Annotated in this window: 21 protein-coding genes; 17 read left to right on the top strand and 4 right to left on the bottom strand. The window is 56.6% G+C overall.

The genetic code is table 11. The features are described 5' to 3' along the window. Positions 1-132 precede the first annotated feature (132 nt). Positions 133-2,001, top strand: coding sequence for a protein translocase subunit SecD (secD, locus tag Q1A69_RS07975; RefSeq protein WP_299583694.1), 1,869 nt, complete (start codon positions 133-135; stop codon positions 1,999-2,001). 11 nt (positions 2,002-2,012) lie between these two features. Beyond that, positions 2,013-3,014 (top strand): protein translocase subunit SecF, encoded by a 1,002-nt coding sequence (secF, locus tag Q1A69_RS07970; protein ID WP_299583691.1) that lies wholly within the window; start codon positions 2,013-2,015, stop codon positions 3,012-3,014. A gap of 142 nt (positions 3,015-3,156) precedes the next feature. On the opposite strand, the gene Q1A69_RS07965 is transcribed toward secF, so the two are convergent. The 3 genes from Q1A69_RS07965 to pyrC form a co-directional block, all read right to left on the bottom strand. Beyond that, complete coding sequence (locus Q1A69_RS07965; RefSeq protein ID WP_299583747.1) at positions 3,157-3,384, bottom strand: hypothetical protein; 228 nt, start codon at positions 3,382-3,384, stop codon at positions 3,157-3,159. Between the two features lie 153 nt (positions 3,385-3,537). Beyond that, entirely contained in the window at positions 3,538-4,212 is a 675-nt protein-coding gene (gene rnt / locus Q1A69_RS07960; RefSeq protein WP_299583688.1) for a ribonuclease T, read from the bottom strand. Between the two features lie 95 nt (positions 4,213-4,307). After that, positions 4,308-5,339, bottom strand: coding sequence for a dihydroorotase (pyrC, locus tag Q1A69_RS07955; RefSeq protein ID WP_299583685.1), 1,032 nt, complete (start codon positions 5,337-5,339; stop codon positions 4,308-4,310). Positions 5,340-5,660: 321 nt separating this feature from the next. Between pyrC and Q1A69_RS07950 the strand changes: the two genes are divergently transcribed. From Q1A69_RS07950 to Q1A69_RS07905, 10 genes are all read left to right on the top strand, one after another. Then, positions 5,661-6,881, top strand: a complete 1,221-nt coding sequence (locus tag Q1A69_RS07950) for an argininosuccinate synthase (protein ID WP_299583682.1) — start codon at positions 5,661-5,663, stop codon at positions 6,879-6,881. A gap of 195 nt (positions 6,882-7,076) precedes the next feature. After that, positions 7,077-8,531, top strand: coding sequence for a cytochrome-c oxidase, cbb3-type subunit I (gene ccoN, locus Q1A69_RS07945; RefSeq protein ID WP_252085974.1), 1,455 nt, complete (start codon positions 7,077-7,079; stop codon positions 8,529-8,531). Positions 8,532-8,542: 11 nt separating this feature from the next. Further along, on the top strand, positions 8,543-9,160 hold the full coding sequence (ccoO, locus tag Q1A69_RS07940) for a cytochrome-c oxidase, cbb3-type subunit II (RefSeq protein ID WP_299583679.1): 618 nt from the start codon (positions 8,543-8,545) through the stop codon (positions 9,158-9,160). 18 nt (positions 9,161-9,178) lie between these two features. Then, a complete protein-coding gene (locus tag Q1A69_RS07935; protein WP_299583676.1) occupies positions 9,179-9,412 on the top strand; it encodes a cbb3-type cytochrome c oxidase subunit 3 in 234 nt (77 codons plus the stop codon). Continuing rightward, entirely contained in the window at positions 9,412-10,320 is a 909-nt protein-coding gene (gene ccoP / locus Q1A69_RS07930; RefSeq protein ID WP_299583673.1) for a cytochrome-c oxidase, cbb3-type subunit III, read from the top strand. Before Q1A69_RS07935 ends, ccoP begins: the two co-directional genes overlap by 1 nt. A 138-nt stretch (positions 10,321-10,458) precedes the next feature. After that, positions 10,459-11,877: a cytochrome c oxidase accessory protein CcoG gene (gene ccoG / locus Q1A69_RS07925; protein ID WP_299583670.1), complete on the top strand. Its 1,419-nt coding sequence runs from the start codon at positions 10,459-10,461 to the stop codon at positions 11,875-11,877. Between the two features lie 84 nt (positions 11,878-11,961). Further along, complete coding sequence (locus tag Q1A69_RS07920) at positions 11,962-12,486, top strand: FixH family protein (RefSeq protein ID WP_299583667.1); 525 nt, start codon at positions 11,962-11,964, stop codon at positions 12,484-12,486. Next, positions 12,483-14,927, top strand: coding sequence for a heavy metal translocating P-type ATPase (locus tag Q1A69_RS07915; protein ID WP_299583664.1), 2,445 nt, complete (start codon positions 12,483-12,485; stop codon positions 14,925-14,927). Before Q1A69_RS07920 ends, Q1A69_RS07915 begins: the two co-directional genes overlap by 4 nt. A gap of 16 nt (positions 14,928-14,943) precedes the next feature. Then, complete coding sequence (gene ccoS / locus Q1A69_RS07910; protein ID WP_299583661.1) at positions 14,944-15,123, top strand: cbb3-type cytochrome oxidase assembly protein CcoS; 180 nt, start codon at positions 14,944-14,946, stop codon at positions 15,121-15,123. A 3-nt stretch (positions 15,124-15,126) separates the two neighbouring features. After that, the gene (locus tag Q1A69_RS07905; protein ID WP_299583658.1) at positions 15,127-15,867 is read left to right on the top strand and encodes a sulfite exporter TauE/SafE family protein; all 741 of its coding nucleotides are present in this window, start codon (positions 15,127-15,129) and stop codon (positions 15,865-15,867) included. Between the two features lie 54 nt (positions 15,868-15,921). Here the strand turns inward: Q1A69_RS07905 and nadC are convergent, their stop codons facing one another. Beyond that, positions 15,922-16,776 (bottom strand): carboxylating nicotinate-nucleotide diphosphorylase, encoded by an 855-nt coding sequence (gene nadC, locus Q1A69_RS07900; protein WP_299583655.1) that lies wholly within the window; start codon positions 16,774-16,776, stop codon positions 15,922-15,924. A 482-nt stretch (positions 16,777-17,258) separates the two neighbouring features. Here nadC and Q1A69_RS07895 point away from each other — a divergent pair, with 482 nt between their 5' ends. The 5 genes from Q1A69_RS07895 to Q1A69_RS07875 all read left to right on the top strand — a co-directional run bounded on the left by Q1A69_RS07895 (position 17,259) and on the right by Q1A69_RS07875 (position 24,052). Then, on the top strand, positions 17,259-19,631 hold the full coding sequence (locus Q1A69_RS07895) for a DUF1631 domain-containing protein (protein ID WP_299583652.1): 2,373 nt from the start codon (positions 17,259-17,261) through the stop codon (positions 19,629-19,631). A gap of 167 nt (positions 19,632-19,798) precedes the next feature. After that, the gene (gene ampD / locus Q1A69_RS07890; protein ID WP_299583649.1) at positions 19,799-20,359 is read left to right on the top strand and encodes a 1,6-anhydro-N-acetylmuramyl-L-alanine amidase AmpD; all 561 of its coding nucleotides are present in this window, start codon (positions 19,799-19,801) and stop codon (positions 20,357-20,359) included. Positions 20,360-20,467: 108 nt separating this feature from the next. Further along, entirely contained in the window at positions 20,468-21,343 is an 876-nt protein-coding gene (ampE, locus tag Q1A69_RS07885; RefSeq protein WP_299583646.1) for a regulatory signaling modulator protein AmpE, read from the top strand. Positions 21,344-21,565: 222 nt separating this feature from the next. Next, entirely contained in the window at positions 21,566-22,966 is a 1,401-nt protein-coding gene (locus Q1A69_RS07880; RefSeq protein ID WP_299583643.1) for an aldehyde dehydrogenase family protein, read from the top strand. Positions 22,967-23,065: 99 nt separating this feature from the next. Next, positions 23,066-24,052: a threonine/serine dehydratase gene (locus tag Q1A69_RS07875; protein WP_299583640.1), complete on the top strand. Its 987-nt coding sequence runs from the start codon at positions 23,066-23,068 to the stop codon at positions 24,050-24,052. Positions 24,053-24,060 lie beyond the last annotated feature (8 nt).

Here is a 24,060-nt window from a genome sequence, read left to right as displayed (position 1 = left end):
CTGATCTCCGTATAATCGGCCCACCTTTTGCGGGAGCTCGGCACCTTGCAATCTGCACGGTGTGCCCACATATCCAGGCAAATTGCCAAGCTTTACCGGCCCTCGGGGTCACACTAGAACAATGAGAACAGCATGAATCGCTACCCGATCTGGAAGTACTTTCTGATTCTCGCGGTTGTGGCCTTCGGCCTGATCTACGCCGCGCCCAATCTCTATAAGCCGGACCCTGCAGTGCAGATTTCCGGTCAGTCCAGCGCTCTGGTGATGGATGAACGTGTCCTCACTCAGGCGCGCAAGGCCCTGGATGAAGAGGGTATCGAGCACTTTGGTGGCGAGGTGGGCGATAAGGCCATACTGATCCGCCTCGAGTCCATCGATCAGCAGCTGCCGGCCAAGCGCGCAATCCAGCAGGCACTGGGACACAGCGATTATGTCGTTGCCCTGAACCTGGCCTCCACTACACCCCAGTGGTTGAGCGATATCGGCGCCAGCCCCATGAAGTTGGGTCTCGACCTCGCCGGTGGTGTGCACTTCCTTATGGAGGTGGATACCAACACCATCGTAAAAACCAATATGGAAGGCTATGCGCAGGATGTGAAAACCAAGTTGCGCGCGGCCAAGGCTCGCTATCGCAGTGTGGATCTGGTCGACGACCGCGAGATTGTGGCGCGCTTCCGCAGTGGCGAACTGCGCAACCTGGCCCTCTCCACCATGCGCAAAGAATTCCCCCAGTTGCAGCTGCGTGAATCCGGCAGTGGTGAGAGCCTGGAAATCCGCGCGACCCTGTCTGAGCAGGAGATCAAGCAGCTGGAAGATTATGCGGTTTCTCAGAACCTCACCACCCTGCGCAATCGGGTGAATGAACTGGGTGTAGCCGAGCCGATCGTGCAGCGTCAGGGGCGCAACCGCATCGTGGTAGAGCTGCCTGGTGTGCAGGATACCGCAGAGGCCAAACGTATTATCGGTAAGACTGCGAACCTCGAATACCGTATGGAAGCCAGCCCCGATGAGTTGGTTACCAATAAGGAATATTTCGAATACCGCGGTGAGCGCCAGCAACAGATGTACGGCGGTGCCTGGCTCGAGCGCAAGATTATTATCAAGGGCGACAGCGTCACCAATGCCCGTGTCGGTTACGATGAGAGCGGTCTTCCCCAGGTAAATATCACCCTCGATTCCCGCGGCGGTGAATTAATGCACCGCGCGACCTGGAAGAATGTCGGCCGCCGCATGGGCACTCTGTTTATCGAGACCCGTTTTACTCCGCAGACCAAAATCGATGCGGAAGGTAATGAGATTATCGAGCAAATTCGGACTGAAGACAGAAAGATCATCAGTCTCGCCACCGTGCAGAGTGCGCTGGGTAAGCAGTTCCGGGTCACTGGTCTGGATAGCCCGGCGGAAGCCCAGGAGCTGGCTCTGCTGCTGCGTGCCGGTGCCCTGGCGGCTCCCATGTACTTCGTTGAGGAGCGTGTGATCGGGCCATCTCTCGGTGCCGACAACATTAAGGTGGGCGTGCAATCTGTGCAGATTGGCCTGCTCGCGGTTATTATTTGTATGTTGATTTCCTACCGGGTATTCGGCCTGGCGGCGAACCTGGCTCTGGCGATCAACCTGATCCTGTTGGTTGCCGTGATGTCGATTCTCGGCGCCACCCTGACGCTGCCCGGTATCGCCGGTATTGTATTGACGGTCGGTATGGCGGTGGATGCCAATGTGCTGATCTTCTCGCGAATACGGGAGGAGCTCAGGAATGGGATGCCTCCCCAATCGGCCATTAGTGCCGGCTTCGATAACGCCTACAGCACAATTGTGGATGCCAATATCACTACCCTGATCGTGGCGGTCATTCTGTATGCCATCGGCTCCGGTCCGGTACAGGGCTTCGCGGTTACCCTGTCTATCGGTATTCTCACCTCCATGTTCAGTGCCATTATGGGCACGCGCGCAATCATCAACTTGTTCTACGGCGGTCGCCGTGTACAGAAACTCTGGATTTAAGGGGACTGGCCATGAGTGAGAGCAAAGTGGAAAACGGCAAGATTACTGAGTACATGGGCAAGCGCGTATACGACTTTATGCGCTGGCGCAAAATTGCGGCGATGATCTCGGTTGTGTTGGTATTGGCAGCGATCGGTATTCTGGCCGCGAAGGGCCTGAAATTCGGTCTGGACTTTACCGGCGGTACTCAGGTTGAAGTGGGTTACGAAGTTACCCCGTTTATCAATGATGTGCGCACCCAGTTGGACAATGCCGGCTTTGAGGGCGCGACGGTGGTGAACTACGGCTCCGATAATGAGCTGATGATCAAGCTGCCCCCGGAAGTTGCCGAGGAAGAGACCCGTATCAGTGCTACCGACCAGGAAACCACCACGCCCATTGGCGACAAGGTGGTTGCGGTGTTGCGAGCGGGCAGTGAGGGCCAGGTTACCCTGCGCCGAGTTGAGCTGGTCGGCCCGCAAGTGGGGGCCGAGCTGCGCGACGATGGTGGTCTGGGTATGCTGGTGGCGTTGGCCCTGGTCATGATGTACGTGGCCCTGCGTTTCCAGTATAAGTTTTCGGTCGGTGCTGTGGCCGCCCTGGCGCACGATGTGATTATCGTGTTGGGCTTCTTTGCACTGCTGGGGCTGGATTTCGACCTGACTGTGCTGGCTGCGGTACTGGCGGTGATCGGTTACTCCCTGAACGATACCATCGTGGTGTCAGACCGTATCCGTGAGAACTTCCGCAAGGTGCGCAAAGCTGAATCTGAGGAGATTATCAATATCTCGATCAGTCAGACTCTGGGTCGAACCTTTATGACCTCGTTTACTACCTTGCTGGTGCTGTGGGCGCTGCAGTTCTTCGGCGGAGAGCTGATTCACAACTTCTCCCTGGCTCTGATTGTCGGGGTGGTTGTGGGTACTTACTCTTCTGTGTATGTGGCTGCGAATGTGCTGATGGCGATGAAGATTTCTAAGGAAGACTTGATGCCGCCAGTAAAAGAAGGCGCAGAGCTGGAAGAGATGCCCTGATTTAAATTCAAGACTGAATTGAACAGGCTGCCATTGGCGGCCTTTCAAGAAGGCCTCGGCACCGTTTCTCAAGTTGTAGAGACGGGAAATGCCGGGGCCTTTTGGTTTGGGCTTCGGCAAGGGGGGGCTGGAAAAGGGGCTTTTAAGCGCGGGGTTTTTTGCCCAGGGTAATATGCTTGGGGCCGGAGGTGTTTGTCTGGCCACTCATTCCCTTGGGGACCTGCTCAATCTCACCACCCTTGGCCAAGAAAGCCTGTACTTGTGCCTCAATGCTCTCGCTGGTCTCTAGGGAGGTAGCCTGCTTGCGACTGGAAGACGAAGATGCTTTTTTGGCCACGTTGACTGTCCGGTTTTGGATTTGGCCAGTCATCATACAGCAAATTGCATAAAAAAGCACCCAACTGCTTAAGCTGTGCTCACAGGGTGGGGTTGGTTGGGTGGGGCTGGATATCAGCTGTGCTGCCGCCGGGGGGAAAGCCGGTTCAGTGGGGGTGGCTAATCCTCCCGGCGGCGCACAGGTTTTTTACTCGGTCTCCTGCTCCAGGAGTTCCGTATTGGCCACCGGCCAGCCGCCCATGTCTCGCCATTTGTTGACGATACCGCAGAACAGGGTTGCGGTTTTTTCCGCATCGTATTCGGCAGAGTGGGCACAGCTGTTATCGAATTCGATACCGGCGACCTGGCAGGCTTTGGCCAATACGGTCTGACCATAGGCGAGGCCGGCGAGGGTGGCGGTATCGAAGCAGGAAAAGGGATGGAAGGGGTTGCGCTTGACGCCGCAACGCTCGACGGCCGCGTTGACAAAGCCCAAATCGAAGTGGGCATTGTGGGCCACCATTACGGCGCGAGTGCAGCTGTGTTTTTTTATCGCACTGCGGATCTGGCGGAATAATTCCGGCAGCGCAATCTCCTCGGGCCAGGCTTCACGCTCGGGGGACTCCAGGTCGATGCCAATAAAGTCCAGGGCCGATTGCTCCACATTGGAGCCCTCGAAAGGCTCCAGGTGGAAACTGTGGGTTTCCAGAGGGAAGAGTTTGCCATCCTCATCCATATCCAGGATCACCGCCGAAATCTCCAGCAAGGCATCGGTGCGTGCGTTAAAGCCGCCGGTTTCCAGGTCGATAACGACCGGCAGAAAACCGCGAAATCGCTGGGCGAGGGGGCTTTTGGGTCCTGTGGGTTCTTCCGCGGGGGTCACTTTGGGTCCTTGCAAATCTCAGTTGGGCCGGGATGCTAGAGCCCGGCGGGACAGGGTGTCAGCGGGCCTAGGGCCCGCGTGGGCTCAGGCCGGAATTATACGAGTTTCCAGTTCAGGGTCTCACCGGCGGCCAGAGGAATCAGGCTTTCATCACCCATATCCAGGCTCTCAGGCAAGGCCCATGGCTGTTTGACCAGGGTGATCGTGTCGTCGTTGCGGGGCAGGCCGTAAAAATCCGGGCCGAAGTTGCTGGCGAAGCCCTCGAGCTTGTCCAGCTTTCCGGCGCGTTCAAAGGCCTCGGCATAAAGCTCGATGGCCGAGAAGGCGGTATAGCAGCCGGCGCAGCCGCAGTCATGCTCTTTTTTGTGTTGGGCATGGGGGGCGGAATCGGTACCGAGGAAAAACTTGGGGCTGCCGCTAGTGGCCGCTTCGATCAGCGCGGATTGATGATCGCCACGCTTGAGGATCGGCAGGCAATAAAAATGCGGGCGAATGCCGCCAACCAGCATGTGGTTGCGATTGTACAGCAGATGGTGCGCGGTAATGGTTGCGGCCACTCCTTCGCGGGCGTTTTGCACAAACTCCACCGCATTGGCCGTAGTGATGTGCTCAAGCACTACTTTTAGCGTGGGGAAATCGTCGACCAGGGGCGCCAGGGTGTTCTCAATAAACACATGTTCGCGGTCGAAAATGTCGATATCGTTAGTGGTTACTTCCCCGTGCAGCAGCAGCTTCATGCCGCAGGATTGCATCGCCTCGAGGGCGGGGTAGATGTTGGTGATATCGGTTACCCCGGAGTCGGAGTTGGTGGTGGCCCCAGCGGGGTAGAGCTTCGCGGCGATTACGCCTGCGGCGTGGGCCTGGCGAATGACTTCGGCATCGGTTTTATCGGTTAGGTAGATGACCATCAGCGGGTCAAAAGAGCGATCGGCCGGAACCTGCGCGAGGATGCGCTGCCGATAGGCCGTTGCACCCTCGGCAGTGGTGACGGGGGGCACCAAGTTGGGCATCACAATTGCGCGGTGAAATTGTCGGGCGGCATCGCCAACGGTGCGTTCCAGGGCGGTGCCGTCACGCAGGTGAATATGCCAGTCGTCGGGGGCGCGAAGAGTGAGTTGCTCCGTCATGGTACTCCAGAGTATTAATAGCTGTAGAAGAGTCACTGTGCGGCGCGCATGCTACCCGATGCGGGTAAAAAATGCGATGCACCAGCCGGTTAAAAAGTAGTCAATTGCATCGGCTAACGCCTTGGCGCTAGTCGATCGCGATCTGAGGCGCTACAATCGCGCCCCGATAAAGTGTGTGGGTATTTATTGTGGCCATAAATACCGATCCTGGGCATACCTCCAAGAATAATCTCCCCCAGAACAATACAAACTTCGCAGACAGGTGATCCAGGTCGCCGCACTTTGACTGTGGCGGCGAAATTTCGGCAGCAGAGGACAGCAATGAGCAAAATCGAGAAGGTGGTACTGGCATATTCCGGCGGACTGGATACTTCAGTGATCGTGCGCTGGCTGCAGGATACCTACGGTTGTGAAGTGGTAACTTTCACCGCGGATATCGGCCAGGGGGAAGAGGTGGAGCCGGCCCGAGCCAAGGCCGAGGCCCTCGGTGTTAAAGAAATTTATATCGATGACCTGCGCGAAGAATATGTGCGGGATTTCGTTTTCCCGATGTTTCGTGCCAACGCGATTTATGAGGGGGAATACCTGCTGGGTACCTCTATTGCGCGTCCACTCATTGCCAAGCGCCTGATCGAGATCGCCAACGAAACCGGGGCCGATGCTATTTCCCACGGCGCTACCGGCAAGGGCAACGACCAGGTGCGCTTCGAGCTGGGCGCCTACGCGCTGAAGCCGGGTATTCAGGTGATTGCGCCCTGGCGGGAATGGGACTTAAATTCTCGCGAAAAGCTGATGCAGTACTGCGAGCAGCACAAAATTCCCGTGGACTTCTCTTCCGGCAAGAAAAAATCTCCCTACTCGATGGACGCCAACCTTCTGCATATCTCCTATGAAGGCGGTAACCTCGAGGACCCCTGGGCAGAAGCCGAGGAAGATATGTGGCGCTGGAGTGTAAGCCCGGAAGACGCGCCGGAAGCGCCGACGTATATCTCCGTCGGTTTTGAGCAGGGCGATCCGGTCTCCATCGATGGTGAACGCCTCAGCCCGGCCACTTTGCTGGAAAAACTCAATAAGCTGGGCGGCGCCAATGGCATTGGTCGTCTGGATATCGTTGAAAACCGCTATGTGGGGATGAAGTCCCGCGGTTGTTACGAAACACCCGGCGGCACAATTTTGATGAAGGCACACAGGGCGATCGAGTCTATTACCCTGGATCGCGAAGTGGCGCACATGAAGGACTCTCTGATGCCGCGTTACGCCGAGCTGGTGTACAACGGTTACTGGTGGTCCCCGGAGCGTCGCATGCTTCAGGCTGCGATCGATGAATCCCAGGCTGTGGTGAACGGCGAAGTGCGCCTCAAATTGTACAAAGGTAGTGTGAGCGCAGTAGGGCGTCGCTCTGCGGATAGTTTGTTCGATGAGCGTATCGCTACTTTCGAAGACGACGCCGGTGCTTACGACCAGAAAGATGCCGAGGGCTTTATCAAGCTCAACGCACTGCGGTTGCGTATCGCGGCCGGTAAAGGAAGAAAGTTGATTTAGTCGACTTAGTTGATTTAGATCAGCCAAGGCCGGAGACGGATGCGCTTAAATCCTTATCTGGCCGACAGTGACAGCTGTGTGTATGCCTACAGGCTCATTGCGCATTAGATAGGTTCATTCATAACTGCTGCAGACCCAGTGGTGGGCGAGCCCCGCTCTGTGGAACCGAATTTTAAAAGCAACGGAAGTATAAACATGACGACAACGGTGGCAAAGACCGGCCCTGTGCCGGACTATGACTACAATATCGTGCGCCAGTTCACCATCATGTCCGTGGTCTGGGGCATTTTTGGTATGGGCATGGGCGTATTGATTGCGGCCCAGCTGGCCTGGCCCGAGCTCAATGATTTCTGGCAGCCCTTCTCCCATTTCGGACGATTGCGGCCACTGCACACCAATGCGGTAATTTTCGCATTCGGTGGTAGTGTTCTGTTTGCCACCTCCTATTATGTGGTGCAGCGCACCTGCCAGGTTCGTCTTTGGGGCGGCTGGTTGATTCCCTTTACCTTCTGGGGATGGCAGGTCGTAATTGTCGCAGCGGCAATTACCCTGCCGATGGGCTTCACCTCCACCAAGGAATACGCCGAGCTGGAGTGGCCAATCGACATCCTGATCGCTGTGGTTTGGGTCGCTTATGCACTGGTGTTCTTCGGCACCATCATGAAGCGTAAGACCTCCCACATCTATGTGGCGAACTGGTTCTTTGGGGCTTACATCATCACCATCGCTGTCCTCCATATTATTAATAATCTGGAAATTCCGGTTGCTCCGTTTAAGTCTTACTCCATTTACTCCGGTACCAAGGATGCGATGATCCAGTGGTGGTATGGCCACAATGCGGTAGGCTTCTTCCTGACCGCCGCCTTCCTCGGCATCATGTACTACTTCGTACCCAAGCAGGCGGGCCGTCCGGTTTATTCCTACCAGCTGTCCATCGTGCATTTCTGGGCACTGATCTCCCTGTACGTCTGGGCCGGTGGTCACCACTTGCACTACTCAGCGCTGCCCGACTGGGCGCAGAGCCTGGCGATGGTTATGTCCCTGATTCTGCTGGCACCATCCTGGGGCGGCATGATCAACGGCATCATGACCCTGTCCGGGGCCTGGCATAAACTGCGTACCGATCCGACTCTGCGCTTCCTGGTGGTTTCTCTGTCCTTCTACGGTATGTCCACCTTCGAAGGTCCGATGATGTCCATCAAAACGGTGAACGCTCTGTCGCACAATACTGACTGGACTATTGGCCACGTGCACTCCGGTGCTCTCGGCTGGGTTGCGATGATTTCTATCGGTGCTCTGTATCACCTGGTTCCGGTACTGTGGAAGCGCCGCGAGATGTACAGCACCAAGCTGATCAACGCGCACTTCTGGTTGGCCACTGTCGGTACTGTTCTGTACATCGCTGCGATGTGGGTGAACGGCATTACCCAGGGCTTGATGTGGCGCGCATTTAACGCCGACGGCACCCTGACTTACAGCTTCGTGGAGAGTGTTGTTGCGAGCCACCCAGGTTATGTGGTGCGCTGGTTGGGCGGTGCCATGTTCCTCGTGGGAATGCTGCTGATGGCGTACAACGTCTACCGCACGATTACTGAAAAAGTAAACGATGCCGAAGCCGATAACACCGTTCGAGCAGTGCCTGCGGCATAGGAGTTTAGATCGTGAAGAATCATGACATCGTAGAAAAAAATATCGGCTGGATGATCTTTTTCACCATTATCGCCATTAGTTTTGGTGCATTAGTGGAGATCGTCCCGCAGTTCTTTACCAAGGAAAACTACACCCCTCTGCCGGGTCAGAAACCGCTGACCGCGCTGCAGTTGGAAGGCCGCGATATCTATATTCGCGAAGGCTGCCACGTGTGTCACACCCAGATGGTGCGCCCGCTGCGCGCCGAGGTGGAGCGTTATGGCCACTACTCCATGGCGCAGGAATCCGTGTACGAGCACCCCTTCCTGTGGGGTTCCAAGCGTACCGGTCCAGATCTGGCTCGAGTGGGTGGTCGTTTTTCTGACGAATGGCAGCGTGCACACCTGTACAACCCGCGCAGTGTAGTGCCTGAGTCCATCATGCCGGCCTACCCCTGGTTGTTCGACAATGTGGTTACTGGCAACTACACCGCGCGCAAAATGGAAGCTCTACGCCTAGTGGGTGTTCCCTACACCGATGAAGATATCGCCAATGCGGCCAAGCCATTTGTCGGCGGCAAAGTGAAGGAAATTGATGCTCTGGTCGCCTACTTGCAACAGCTGGGTACTCTGGTTACTCAAAAACGCTAATAGCGGGGAAGGAAACTCGTGACTATCGAAACTTTACGGGAAATCGGATTGGTTCTGGGATCACTGGCCTTCCTGGCGATCTGCTGGTGGGCTTTCTCTCCGAAGCGCAAGAAGCGCTTCGAAGAAGATGCCAATTTGCCATTTGCCGATGATGAGCAACAAGCGGACAAGGACGCGTCGGCCGCTCAGAAGGATGAATCCAAATCCGAGCAAAAGCCCGGAACTGAACGAAAACAGGGGCAGGACAAGTAATGAGTACATTCTGGAGTGTGTGGGTAATTGTACTCACCCTCGCCAATCTGGCGTTGATTACCTGGGTGTTGTTCGCCAACCGAAAAGTGGCAGTGGACGACCAGGCTGAACCGGAAAACAAAACAACCGGCCACGTATACGACGGTATCGAGGAGTATGACAACCCTCTGCCCAAGTGGTGGTTCATGCTGTTTATCGCCACGTTGATATTCTCTGTTGGATATCTGGTGATCTACCCGGGTATGGGTAACTTCAAGGGCGTTAGCGGTTGGTCTTCTGTTGGCGCTCTCGAGGCCTCCCAGGCCAAGGCGCAGGAGAAGTTTGACGAGCACTTTGGCAAATATCTCGATATGCCGATTGAGGAAATTGCCCAGAGCCCTGAGGCTCGCAAAATGGGTGGGCGCATTTTCGCCAACAACTGCGCCGTGTGCCACGGGGCGGATGCTGGTGGTAACTTCGGTTTCCCCAATCTCACTGATAACGCCTGGCTGTATGGCGGTACCCCGGAGAAAATCCTGGAGACCCTGAACAACGGCCGTCAGGGCATGATGCCTCCACAGGGCCCGGTTATTGGTGAAGAGGGTGTGAAGAACACCGCCGAGTATGTGCTCTCTCTGAATGGCCTGGACCACGATAAGGCCATGGCTGCCGAGGGGCAGAAGGTGTTCAACACCGTGTGTATGGCCTGTCACGGAATGGACGCCAAGGGTAATCAAGCCCTGGGTGCCCCGAACCTGACCGACGATCTGTGGCTCTACGGTAGCAGCCGCGAGCAGATCCAGCACACGATACGTGGTGGGCGTACCAATATGATGCCTGCGCAGAAGGACAAACTGCGTGAAGACAAGATTCGCCTGGTGGCGGCCTATGTCTACAGCCTGTCTCAGCAGGACGAGGAACAGCAGTAATCGAATAAGGCCCAGCTATGCTGGGCCTTATTTTTTTAGAAGGAACTCCGGGTGCTGCAGGGACGGAGATAAAAGCCTCAACATAAGTGGCTACCTGTGCCCACGTGCGGATTTTGCCCGTGTGAGAGTGAGGTTTTTGTGAGTGACTTGATACCCACCCGTGAGGAGCAGGAAGGTAATGGCGAAGTCCGTTACCGGATGCTCTATGAGTCGGACGATAAGATATACATTCGCCATATCCGCGGTATTTATACCCGGATACGCAAGTACACAGGCCTGCCGCTGTTACTGGCTTTCTTTTTTATTCCCTGGATCAATATCGACGGGCGTCAGTCGGTCTTCTTTGATCTTCCTACCCGTCAATTCCATATCCTTTGGACAACCTTTGGCCCCCAGGACGGCTTCCTGCTCGCCTGGTTACTGATCATTGCCGCTTTTGCTCTTTTTGCTGTAACCACCTGGATGGGGCGTGTGTGGTGTGGCTTCACCTGCCCGCAGACGGTGTGGACCATGATGTTTATGTGGGCCGAACGAGTCTGTGAGGGCGACCGCAATAAACGCATGAAGCTGGATAGGGCCCCCTGGGGTGTGGAAAAAACTCTGCGCAAAGGGGGGACTCATGCGATATGGCTGTTGATCTCGCTGGCTACGGCCCTGGCTTTTGTCGGTTACTTTTACGGCATTCGCGAGTTGGTGGTGGATCTGGCCACATTTGAGGCCCATCCACAGGGTGTCTTCTGGGTTGCCTTCTTTACTTTTGCCACCTACATGAATGCGGGCTTCCTGCGGGAACAGGTGTGCAAGTACATGTGCCCCTATGCGCGTTTTCAATCGGTGATGTACGACGAGGATACCCTCGCTGTTTACTACGATGCCAAGCGTGGGGAGACCCGCGGTCCGCGCAAGAAAAACGTCGACTACAAAGCCGAAGGTATGGGGGACTGTATCGACTGTTACTGGTGCGTACAGGTTTGCCCGGTGGATATCGATATTCGCGATGGTCTGCAGTTCGAATGTATCAACTGCGGTCTCTGTGTCGATGCCTGTAACAGTGTCATGGACAAAATGGGTTATGACCAAGGCTTGATCCGTTTCACCTCCGAGGACGAGCTGCAAACGGGCAAGACCAACTTTTTGCGTCCGCGCTTGTTTGGCTACGCAGTCGTTCTGCTGGCCATGATAGGATTGTTTGCGCACCAAGTGGCGACTCGCAGCCCTATTGAGGCGGAGATTACCCGCGACCGCGGTGCCCGTATGTTTAGGGTTTCCCGTGGGGTAGTGCAGAATGTTTACACCGTGAAGATCAACAATATGGATCAGGCGGCGCATGAGTTCAGCATCCGCGTTGAAGGCAATCCGAATTATGACTATTCGGTGCGCAAGCCGAGCAACATCTACCTGAAGGCCGGTGAAATTTATCCGGTACCCATTCGGGTAAGTGTGCCCAAAACGCAGCTGAAGGATACCAAACACGATATCGTGATCGTGGTGCAGGCTGTCGATGACCCGGAGCTGGTCAATAAGCATCGAACGGTATTTATTGGTCCCAAGCAGTAGACGGGACGCCGTTCCCGTTGCAAAGTACGGGCCCGCTCAGGCGGGCTTGGCTTTTCTGCACAAAACGGTAATTTTGGTAACGCGATGAATGAACCAATGTCGAAACCCTGGTATCGGGAATTCTGGGCCTGGATGGTCCTGGCACCGCTGATTGCGGTGGTTGTAGTGTCCTCTATCACGGTTTCCATAGCCGTGCGCTTCGCTGATGATCAGGTCAGTGATACCTATTACAAAGACAGCCGTATGTACCACTTCTCCGCCGAGCAGGACCAGCGTGCAAAAGCATTGGGACTGGCAGCGCTGGTGCAATTCCAACGTGCAGAGGGTGGCGTCACCCTAGAGCTAAATGGCAATACCGATTACCCAGAGGAGCTGCTGCTCACCTTGAGTCATCCGGTGGAAGAGGATCTGGATCAGCATATTCTCTTGTCGCAGCTTTCTGTTGGGCGTTATTCCGGTGCGGTTCCAGGTGAATTGAACAGTCGCTGGTACCTGCGTCTGATGCCTGAGCTGGACCCCCGTGCGCACCAGGAGGCTGAGTGGCGCCTCAAGGGAGAGATTAACTTCGACCTGGGCAATGCAGCGCCCATGAACCCCGGCAGTCAATGACATCTCCCTGTTATCACTGTGGGCTCCCGGTTCCCGCCGGTAGCAATCACACGGTTGTTATCGAAGGTACCTCGCGCAGCATGTGCTGCCCGGGTTGCGAGGCTGTGGCGAGCGCCATTGTCTCAGGGGGGCTCGACGGCTTTTACCGTTACAGGGAAAAGCAAAGCGACCGGCCGGAACAGAGTCAGCCGCAGGATCGCTGGGGCGCCTACGACCTTCCCGAGGTACAACAGCAGTTTGTACACGACTGGGATGGCGAGGCCAAAATGGCGGCTCTGCTGATCGGCGGTATCACCTGCGCCGCCTGCGTTTGGTTGATCGAAAAGCACCTGGGGCAGTTGACCGGAATTGAGAAAGTCTCGGTCAATGCCAGCACCCAGAGAGCACAAGTTGTTTTTGACCCCGAGCAGATCCAACCCAGTGATCTGTTTGAAGCCTTGGAGCGCATCGGCTATCGCCCTGCGCCGGCAACCGCCGCCAATCGCGAAAGTGTGATTCAGAGCGAGCACCGCGCGGCCCTGCGCCGCCTCGGGGTTGCGGGTCTCGGCACCATGCAGGTGATGATGTTCGCCATCGCTCTCTACTTTGGCGCTGGCAGTGGCGATGTGGGTGAATTTGAGCGCTACTTCCGCTGGGTATCCCTGCTAGTGGCTACACCCGTGGTGTTCTACGCCGCGCGCCCTTTCTTCAGTGCGGCCCTGCGCAGTCTGCGCGCACGGCATTTGAACATGGATGTGCCGGTCTCCCTCGCCATTGGCCTGGCCTACGGTGCCAGTTTCTATGCCACCGTATTCGGTACTGGTGAAGTCTATTTCGAATCCATTTCCATGTTCACCTTTTTCCTGCTGCTGGGGCGTACTGTCGAGATGCGTGCACGCCACCGCGCCGGGCTGGCCAGCGGCGGCTTGGCCCAGCTGCTGCCGATGACTGCCGCCAAGTTTGCAGGCGATGAAATCACGCATATTCCCGTGGCCGCCCTGACCGAGGGTGACCGTATTTTACTGCGCCCGGGTGATACGGTTCCCGCCGATGGCGAGGTGCTGGAGGGGGAGAGCGGTGTGGATGAATCGTTGCTTAGCGGCGAGTCTGCCCTGCAGCAGAAGGCGATGGGAAGCCCGGTGTACGCGGGCAGTGTCAATGGCGATTCGAGCCTGACGGTGCGGGTGGTTGCGGCGGGTAGATCCACAAGATTGTCGGCGATCGAGCGCCTTGTGGAGCGCGCTCAATTGGATAAACCGAGTCAGGTTGCTCTGGCGGACCGGGTCGCCGGTATTTTTGTCGGAGTGGTGTTGCTGGCGGCCCTGGGGGCATTTGCGGTCTGGTGGCAGCTGGACCCGAGTCGGGCATTCTGGGTCGCCCTTTCAGTGCTGGTGGTTACCTGTCCCTGTGCACTTTCCCTGGCTACGCCGGCGGCACTGGCTTCAGCCACTTTACGCTTGCAGGAACTGGGACTGCTAGTGGCTGGTGGCAGCCTTCTGGAAACCCTGCCGCAGATCAGTCGGGTAGTGTTCGATAAAACCGGCACCCTGACTCGCGGCGAACCGCGCATTCTGCAAATTAATTTGATACGCGACGACTGGACTGAACAGCGGGTTAAGGATGTCGCCGCCGCTCTCGAATCGCAAACTCACCATCCGCTGGCGCGGGCGTTTCGTTCCTGGCGTGGCAATCTGGCCGCAAGCCAGCTTAAGGTTCACACAGGCCGTGGCCTCGAGGGGCACATAGACGATGTCCGCTATCGTCTGGGACGCGCGGATTTCGCCGTGTCTAAACCAGAAAAAGCCCCGGAAGGCGAGGGGCAGTGGTTATTGCTTGCCGATGATCGCGGCGCTGTGGCCTGGATCGCCCTCGGGGATAAATTGCGCGAGTCCGCACCACAAGCCGTTGAGCAGCTGGGGCGGATGGGGTTGTCGGTGGAGCTGCTGAGTGGCGATCAATCCGGTGAGGTGCAGCGCCTAGCGAGCGAGGCGGGTATTGCACATTTTCGTGCCGGCGCATCGCCTGAAGACAAGCTTACACATATGAGGCAGCTTCAGAGTCAAGGGGAAGCCGTTCTGATGGTGGGAGATGGCCTCAATGATGTGCCGGTACTCTCGGGTGCGGACGCTTCGGTGGCGATGATGTCCGCTGCCGACCTGGCCCAGTCCCGCGCCGATGCCATCCTGCTCAATGGCGACTTGCAGGTGCTGGCGCAGTCTGTCGAATTGGCGCGCAAATGTCGCCGAGTGGTGCGTCAGAACCTGGCTTGGGCTCTGGGCTATAACGCCATCGCTCTGCCTTTGGCGGTATGTGGTTTGGTACCTCCATGGGCTGCGGCTATCGGTATGTCACTGAGTTCCCTGGTGGTAGTGGTCAATGCTCTGCGCTTGTCCCGCGCCAAATCCCCAGAGGGGGGAATCGCCAGGCGTGCGCCGGACCTACAGCCCGGATTTGCGGATTAATACAGAGGAGTGAAGCATGGACAGTCTCTATTTCTTGATTCCTATTGCGGTAGTGTTTGTCGCTCTCGCCACCAAAGTTTTTTTCTGGGCTGTAAACAATGGCCAGTATGACGACTTGGAAACCGAGGGGCGCAGAATTTTGTTTGAAGACGATCTTCAGGGGCCATCCTCGGAGCCTGGGGAAAAGGAGCAGTAATTCGTGGGGGATTGGGGGTTCTTGGCGGCGGCGCTCGCCATCGGTTTTCTCGGCAGTAGCCACTGTATTGGCATGTGTGGGGGCATTTCGGGTGCCCTGGGTATGGCGGTACCCGGTAGGCAGACCGCTTGGATACAACTCGGCTCCTACCAGTTGGGACGTATCGCCAGTTACACACTGATGGGGGGGCTCGCCGGTGCCTTGGGGGCTGCGGTGATTCCGGCGCTCACACCACTGCGGTTTGCCGCGGGCATTATGCTGATCGTGATGGCGCTTTATGTGGCGGGAATATGGCGTGGCTTGGTATGGCTCGAGAAAGGCGGTAGCTATCTGTGGCGCTATGTGCAGCCGCTCTCAGCGAAGTTGCTGCCGGTGCGTTCCGCCGGCCAGGCCGTGGCGCTGGGCTCTTTGTGGGGTTGGCTGCCCTGCGGGTTGGTCTACAGCGCACTGACTTTTGCCCTGGCTCAGGGGAGTGCCGAGCGCTCGGCGCTGGCGATGCTCGCTTTCGGCTTGGGCACTTTACCGGCCATGCTGGCCACTGGTGCCGCTGCTGTGCAAGTGCGTAATATTGTACAGAAGCCGGGGGTACGTCTGGGTTTTGCCGCGGCAATCATGCTGTTTGGATTCTGGACCCTGTGGGGCGCACTCGGTCATGGGGGCCACGGAGGGCACGGTAGCCATGGGGCTATGGGAGCTATGGAGTCTCCCCAGGTGGAAGCGCAGGAGTCTCACCACCATCACTGAGGGTGCTTAGGGCGCCGCAATCGAGTGGTGCCCTTTTGGTTCATTAGGTCCGAGTTAAAATTCGATGCGCAGGGACAGGTCGATTGCGCGCAGATGCTTGGTGAGGCTGCCCGAGGAGATGTAGTCCACTTCAAGCTCGGCCAGCTGCGCGATCCGCTCCCGATCGACACTGCCGGAAATTTCAATTTTCGCGCGACCTTTGGCCAGTGATAGTGCGCTACGGGTGTCCGCATCGTTGAACTCATCGAGCATAATCACATCGGCCCCACTGGCCAGTGCCTGCTGCAGTTCTTCGAGGTTTTCCACTTCGACCTCCACCAGCGCTTCCGGCTTAATAGTTCTCGCCTGAGCGACCGCCTTATGGATGCCGCCTGCGGCTGCGATATGGTTTTCTTTAATGAGAAAAGCGTCATAGAGACCGATGCGGTGATTGTGGCAGCCGCCGCACAGCACGGCGTATTTTTGCGCGCTGCGCAGACCCGGAATGGTTTTGCGCGTGTCGAGGATCTTCACCTCGGTGCCCGCGGCGCGTGCGGCAAATTCAGCGGCAGTTGTAGCGGTTCCGGAGAGCGTTTGCAGGAAATTGAGAGCGGCTCTTTCTCCACTGAGGATCGCACGCGCATTGCCTTGTAGCTCAAATAGTACGCTATTAGCGGCAACTTGGTCGCCGTCAGCAAAATGCCAGGTAAGTTGCAAGCTGGGGTCCAGCTGCCGAAAAATTTCCTCAACCCAGGCGCGCCCGCTCAGGGTGCAGTCCTCACGAGTGATCACGCGCGCGCGCGCGCTGCGCTTGGCGGGGATTAGTTGAGCGGTAATATCGCCGCTGCCGATGTCCTCCTCCAGCGCCGTTCGCACAGCCCTTTGCAGGTCGGTCATGATGTTCGGGATGGGGGAGTCTTTCGGGTGCATGGGCAAATCTCGATATAAACGCGCGCGCAGTTTACCAAAAGCGGTGCGCTTTGGATTGTCTGTGTTCGGCCGGGTGTTGAAGTCGATAACTTCTCAGCTAGCAGCTGCTCCAACATTTCGCTGTGACAAACCTCTCAAATGTGTCGCGAAACTATGTCAATAAGGCCGCGACCATGGGTAAAATTCAGTGTTGGTAGGCGCGGCTATGAATGTGAGCCTGCCCGGCGCACACTGTTCAAATGATTTACCTTAGTGCGTTCAAAATATAAGCAAAATCAAGCAGTTACTTGGTTTGGTTTGAATAGGATGTCGAGAAAATTTTATTAGTTGCGGCAATGTAACCCCCGTCCGGCGATCAACGTTTGAGAGAAGTGTCGCCGGTAGCGAGTGAGACTTGGTTATTTATCGCGGCTTTTCCGGCTGGCAAGCGTTCAGTCAGCAAATGTGCAAGACGCCGGATGGTATTTGAAGGACCCCTTGGAATGAGTGAATCCAGCAAGGTAATTTCCCTTTCAGAGAAAAGTGCAGGGCGCTCGGGAGCAAATGCGGTTAAGCCTGCGGTCCTGCCGTCGGCGGTTGCGCTGTTGAGAGATAAGGCCTGTACCCAGCTATTCGAGCGGGTCAAGACACTGTTTGGCAAAGTGGACGATTCACTTTTCGCCATGGCCGAGCGCGCCCATGGTCAAGCGGAACAGGATGGGCTTTTCCAGGCCTTGCGCCTGTTGCGGGTGGAGCGTCGCAATATTGCCGAGCGTTTTGTCGACAATGTTCAGCGGGCTTTCCAGATTCGTCAGGAGGCTCAGACTGAGCCCAGTTTCGCTCCGGATAATCTGTCGTTGGTACACAATGATGACCTAGAGCAGCTGGTAGCTGCGGATACTATGGTTGCCAGTGCCAAGCGTGATTTCGCCGAACCCCTCACCGAGCTGTGCCTGCGCTTGGATACTCTCTACGCGGTGAAGGTATACGACAAGAACAATCCCCTGGGTCCGGATGTTATCTGCGATGCGTTTGTCGATGCGATCCAGGCCCTCGACTTACATATTCGCGCCCGCCTCACCCTACTGAAGAAATTTGAGCAGCTTGTGATGCAGCAACTGCGCGAATTTTATGAGTTCTGCAACCAGCTGTTAGTGGAGCAGGGGGTGTTGCCCTCCCTGAGGGAGCAGCAACGCGCAGCGCGACAACGCCCGGGTTACTCTGCTGCGCGCGCGGCGGGTGGCACTCAGGCCTCTGCCGGAGTTTCGGCCATGGGGGAGGCCGCAGGTCAGGTTGCTCAGGGGGTTCCGGTTAGCGGGCATTTTGCTCCGGGTCTTGTCCCCTCCGCTGCGGGTATGACACCGATGCCGGCGGGGGACCTTCTCGGTCACCTGGGAGCCTTGCAAAGCGGTACGCACTATCAGGACAGTGGCGTCGCCCACTTGCTCAATGTCGGTGAATTGTTGCAACAACGTCTGGTGGAGTCTAATCAGGCGGCGTCGCTGGCCAAGGTGGACAGTGATGTTATCAAGCTGGTGGAGATGCTGTTTTCCTTTATTTTGGAAGATCGCAGTCTCGCAACGCCGATCAAGTCCCTTCTCGGTCGTCTGCAGTTGCCGTTACTTAAGGTAGCTATCGCGGATAAATCTTTTTTCAGTAAAGGTGGTCACCCGGCGCGAAAATTACTTAACGAGCTCGCCGATGCTGCGACAGGTTGGCAGGCGCCCGAGCAATATGAGTCCGATCCGCTCTACCGGGAAATTTCCCAGATTGTTGAGCGCGCCCTGAATGAATTTGATCGGGATATCCATATTTTTTCCGCGCTGCTGGAATCCCTGCGGGAATTTATTGTGCGTGAGCGAAAGCGGGCGGAAATGCTTGAGCGCCGGGTCGTAGACGAGGCGGATGGCCGCGCGAAAACTCAGGCCGCTCGGGCGCGTGTGGCTGCGGTTATGGATGCCTTGGTGGCGGAGCGCGACCTACCCCCGGTGGTACAGGACTGGCTCAACAAGGTTTGGAATAATGTATTGTTCCTCACCTGTGTCAAGGAGGGTACCGAGAGCGCGGCCTGGAGTCGGGATGTTCGCACCGCGCGGGATCTTGTCTGGAGCGTTCAGGCACCGATGCCAGAGGCGCGCAAGCAACTGTTGAGTCTTCTCCCCGCCTTGCAGGAGCGTTTGCGCGAAGGTATTGAGGCGCTATCCTACAACGCTTTTGAGGCGCGCGGCTTGTTTGCCGGCCTTAAAGAAATTTATCGCGAGCGTTTTGCCCTGGCACAGCGTCTGACCGAGGAGCGTGAGCGCCAGGTCAAAGAGCAGGTGGCGCGTGAGCTCAAGGCGGCGACCGTCACGGACTCTGCTGAGGAGACCACCGGTGTTACAGCTGAGAGTACTGCCTCTGAGAGTATCGCCGCAGCGCCTCCTGAAATTGAGGCTCCGCCGCACGATGGGCGAGTTGAGGTGGGTGCTAACGATGTTCAGGTAGAAGTCGCCGTGCCGCCAATGGAAGAGCTGGAGCAGGCTGTTGCCCAGGCAGAAGTTGCTCCGACCACTGTGGAGCAGGAGGGCTTGGCGCCATTGGATGAAGAGGATCCTCACTGGCAAATGACTTTCCGCTTGGCTCAGGGCAGTTGGTTCGAATTGAAACGCTCTGAGGACGAACAGTTTCGCTGCCGTCTGGCGGCAGTGATCCGCGATATTGATCAGTTTATTTTTGTAAACCGCAACGGTGCCAAGGTGGCGGAGTTTGCACGCCTGGAGCTGGCCCATGCGCTGCGCTCGACCCAGCTCTTACCCCTCGACGACGGTATGCTGTTTGAGCGCGCCCTGCAGTCGGTTATTGGCAATGTACGTAAAAAGCGTAGCGAGCAGCGTTAGGGTATAAAGCGCTAAATTTTTATGCCCTGCAGAGCGCTTCTTGCACTGCACTTCTGTCGCTAGACTGTTCCAAACCGATTGGCATATCGATCAACGCTTCCATAAAATGGTAACTGCTGAAACCCCGAGGCCAATCGGGGTGGTAGTTTTGGAGCGGAGATCGCAGATTGAAATATCAAGTGGATTCCGGTTGGTTATCCGGGGCGCGCCGGGTTCCCAGCCCTCACTGCAACAGCCGGCCGGAAAACTGTCCTGTGGATCTATTGGTGATCCACAGCATCAGCCTGCCACCGGGCCAGTACGGCGGCCCTTATATCGATACCTTTTTCCTGGGGCAGTTGGATATTGATGCCCACCCCTATTTTGCGGAAATTGCTGCGCTACAGGTTTCTGCACACCTGCTGATCGATCGCGACGGTGTCGTCACCCAGTATGTGCCTCTGAATAGGCGCGCTTGGCACGCGGGAAAATCTGAATTCCAGGGGCGCAGTAACTGTAACGACTTCTCCATCGGTATTGAGCTCGAAGGGCTGGATACCGATATTTATACCGACGCCCAGTATCTGGCTTTAGCTGAAGTGAGTGCTGCCATCATGCAGGCCTATCCCGCTATCGATAGAGATAAAATTACCGGGCACTCGGATATTGCCCCGGGGCGCAAGTTGGACCCTGGTCCCGGCTTTGATTGGCAGCGATATCTGGGTGAAGTAAAAAAAATCGCCGAGTAGGATGTTGTCGGCGACATTGCGCATGTATTTTGTTGCCGCCATACAATCGAATCCCGGTATTTTTGTGCCGGTTTACCCAAACCCACTACAAACTGACGCGGCAGCGCTATGACTTTGCTGATTATTTTAATGACTTTGGCTTTGGTGCAAATCTGGGGATCGGGCTGGCCTCTGCATCGCGATCGCTGGTTTGACCGCTGGAGCGCCCGTGTTGAAAAGGCGCCTCAGCTACAAGGTCAAGACGGACTGTTACTCGGGCTGAGTATCTTACCACCGGTCTTGGCCGTGGCCCTGGCCATGGCTTTTGTCGAGTCTTCCGCAGGTGGGTTGGGGGTACTTTTACTGGGAATTCCTCTACTGCTCTACTGCCTGGGGCGAGGGAATTTTAATGATATTCTGAGTACTTACCTGCGCAGCTGGTATCGAGGCGATTTAAAAGGCGCTGCCGAGGCAGCCAGGCCCCTGCTGCGGGAAATCCACGAAGAGGTAGGCGAGGGCGCCCGATTACACGAGCAGGTATTTCGCGGCGCGGCCTATTGTGCTTTTGAGCGACTCTTCGCCGTACTGTTTTGGTTTATCCTACTGGGTATTCCCGGCGCACTGCTGTTCCGGCTCAGCGCACTGTATGCGGAGCGAGCCCGGGGCACTGAGCGGGAGATCTCAGCTGCGCGCTGGCTGTGGCTGTTGGAGTGGGTTCCGGTGCGTGTGATGGGGCTCAGTTTTGCCATTGTGGGCAATTTTGCCGGCTGCTATCGCGCTTGGCGTCAGTGCCTGATGTGCCGTGAGCGCGATACCGCCCAGGTGCTTGAAGCCTACCTCGAGGGTGCTTTGGGAGGAATTAATGCCAACGAGTGCCGTTTCTCCGATGATATCTCTCAGGTTCAGCGTCAGAGTGGCGCCGAGATCGAGGGGCTGCAGGCGCTTCTGTCCAGATCACTGCTGTTGTGGATTACCGTGTTGGCGCTGACGGTCCTGTTTACCTGAGTTGGACCTGTAGGCTCCGGCTCCAGTAGGTAACGGTATTCTTAGTGTCTTTATACTCTTTTAATGTATTTTTATTGGGAAAAATTACTACCAGTTGCTTGACTTATAACCACCATCCCAGATGATTGCGCCGGCTGCGTATCCCGGTCGAAGGGCCGGCTGCGGGCGTCATATACTCATTGGGGGATGTCTGGGTTGAAGGTTTCAATACTGGGAGAGCAAATGCTGTCAGATTTCAGTGTGGCAAGTGGTGGGGACACCGCAGCGCTGGTTGCCGGTTTGCGAGCCTATTTTCGCAGTGGCGTTACCCAGGAGCTTAACTGGCGGCGCCGTCAGTTAAGTCAGTTGCGCAAGATGCTCAGCGAAAATGAATCTCGTTTTATGCAGGCACTGGGGGAAGACCTGAACAAGGCCCCGCAGGAGGCCTATTTGACCGAGATTGCTTTTCTCTACAGTGATATTGACCACACCCTCAAACACCTGAAGCGTTGGGTTCGCTCACGTAAAGTGTCCTCTCCGTTGCTGGCCCAACCTGCCAGCAGTTATATCCAGCCGGAACCCCTCGGGGTAGTCCTGATTATTGGTGCTTGGAATTACCCATTACAGCTCCTGTTATCGCCATTGGTTCCTGCGATAGCTGCGGGTAACTGTGCCGTGGTAAAACCATCGGAGCTGGCTCCCAGGGTTTCCAGTCTGATCGCAGAATTGTTGCCCAGGTACCTCGATCGCGATGCCTTTGCCTGTGTCGAAGGGGCTGTGGCCGAAACTACCAATCTTTTGCAGCAGCGCTGGGACCATATCATGTACACCGGGGGGGGCCGGGTCGGGAGAATTGTGATGACCGCCGCCGCCAAACATCTGACGCCCGTCACCTTGGAGCTCGGGGGCAAGAGTCCCTGTATTGTGGCCGACGATGCCGATATTGAATTGGCTGCGCGGCGAATTGCCTGGGGCAAGTTTACCAATGCGGGGCAGACCTGTATCGCGCCAGATTATGTGCTGTGTACCCGGCATACCGCTGATCTCCTGGTCCCGGCTATCCAGCAGGCGGTGACAGACATGTTCGGTGACAACCCACAGCAAAGTGCCGACTATGGGCGCATCATTAACAGTCGGCACACACTGCGCTTGGCTGATCTTCTCGGCGGCGGGGAGGTTATTTACGGCGGTGAGGTGGATGCCGAAGAGTGTTACATGGCGCCTACTCTGATGCGTGCCGTCAACCTTGAGGCCCCGGTGATGCAGGAGGAGATATTCGGTCCACTGTTGCCGGTGATCGAACTGGATGAATTTGCCGCGGTGGAGGCATTCGTTAACCAGCGGGAAAAACCCCTGGCACTGTATCTTTTTACCAAAAGCGATGCCTTGGCCGAGCGCATTCTCTCCAGCTGCAGTTCGGGTAATGCCTGTGTTAACGACTGCATGATGTTTATGTTGGCACAGGACCTGCCATTTGGCGGAGTCGGCGCCAGCGGAATGGGGTGTTATCACGGAGAGCATGGTTTTAAAACGTTCAGCCACTTCAAAGCGGTGATGAAGCGTAAAAATATTTTGGACATCAATGTGCGCTACGCCCCTTACAGCAAGCGGAAATTCAGGCTATTGAAAATGCTGCAGCGATAAGACTGCTGAGAGGTTAATGGCGGCTAAAAAGAATTTTACTGGTTTTGGGGGGCTCTGAATTGGTACATTCAGCAATAAATTATTAAGACCAAAAGCGCTATGCCCTCGGACCGTAACGACCTGCCCACCAGCGCGGATATTTTTTGTGCCGCACAAACCGTCTCTGCCGCTGTTCATCGAACACCTCTGATTCGCTCTCAGTCACTAGACCAGCTGGGAGGCGCTAACCTCTGGTTTAAGTGTGAGCACCTACAGAAGGTCGGTGCTTTCAAAGCACGCGGCGCCACCAATGCCGTTGCCAACCTGCCCGATGCAACTCAAATGGTAGCTACCCACTCATCGGGAAATCACGGTGCGGCTCTGGCGTGGGCCGCAGCAGGGCGCGGCCTACCCTGCATTGTCGTGATGCCGGAGACGGCGCCCAGAGCGAAGCGCGTGGCTGTGCAAGGCTACGGTGCCAGAGTCGTTACCTGTGGTCCAAGCCTGGCGGAGCGAGAGGCTGCGCTTAAAGCGGTTGTGGAGGAGACGGGTGCCCATATCGTTCCCCCCTTCGACGATAGCCGGATTATTGCGGGGCAGGGCACTGTTGCCCTTGAGGTTGTGCAACAGTGTCGCGACCAGGGCTTTACGCCGGATGTTATTGTGGCCCCGGTAGGTGGTGGGGGTCTGCTCGCCGGTGTCGGCCTAGCTATGGCCGCATTGGCACCGGATGTACTGGTGATCGGTGCCGAGCCAGCCGGTGCGGATGATGCCCAGCGGTCCCTGCGGGGTGGTGTGCATATCACCACTCAAGAGCCGCACACTATTGCGGATGGTTTGCGCACGACACTGGGGCGCAGAAACTACACCGTGATCCGCCGCACCGTACGCGATATTGTGACAGTTTCAGAAAATGGTATCGTGCAGGCAATGCAACTGCTATGGACCCGCACCAAGCAACTGGTGGAACCCTCTGCGGCCGTTGGTTTGGCTGCGGTGCTTGAGCACGGTGCGCGCTTTCGCAATAAGAATGTCGCGATCATTCTCACCGGTGGCAATATGGACCTGGACAGGGTTTCAGGCCTGTTTGCCGGTGTGCAAGAGTAATCATTGGA

This window comes from uncultured Microbulbifer sp., from assembly GCF_947498635.1.
Lineage (GTDB): Bacteria > Pseudomonadota > Gammaproteobacteria > Pseudomonadales > Cellvibrionaceae > Microbulbifer > Microbulbifer echini.
Note: the sequence above shows the minus strand (reverse complement) of the source record. Positions and strands in the feature narration are given on the sequence as shown.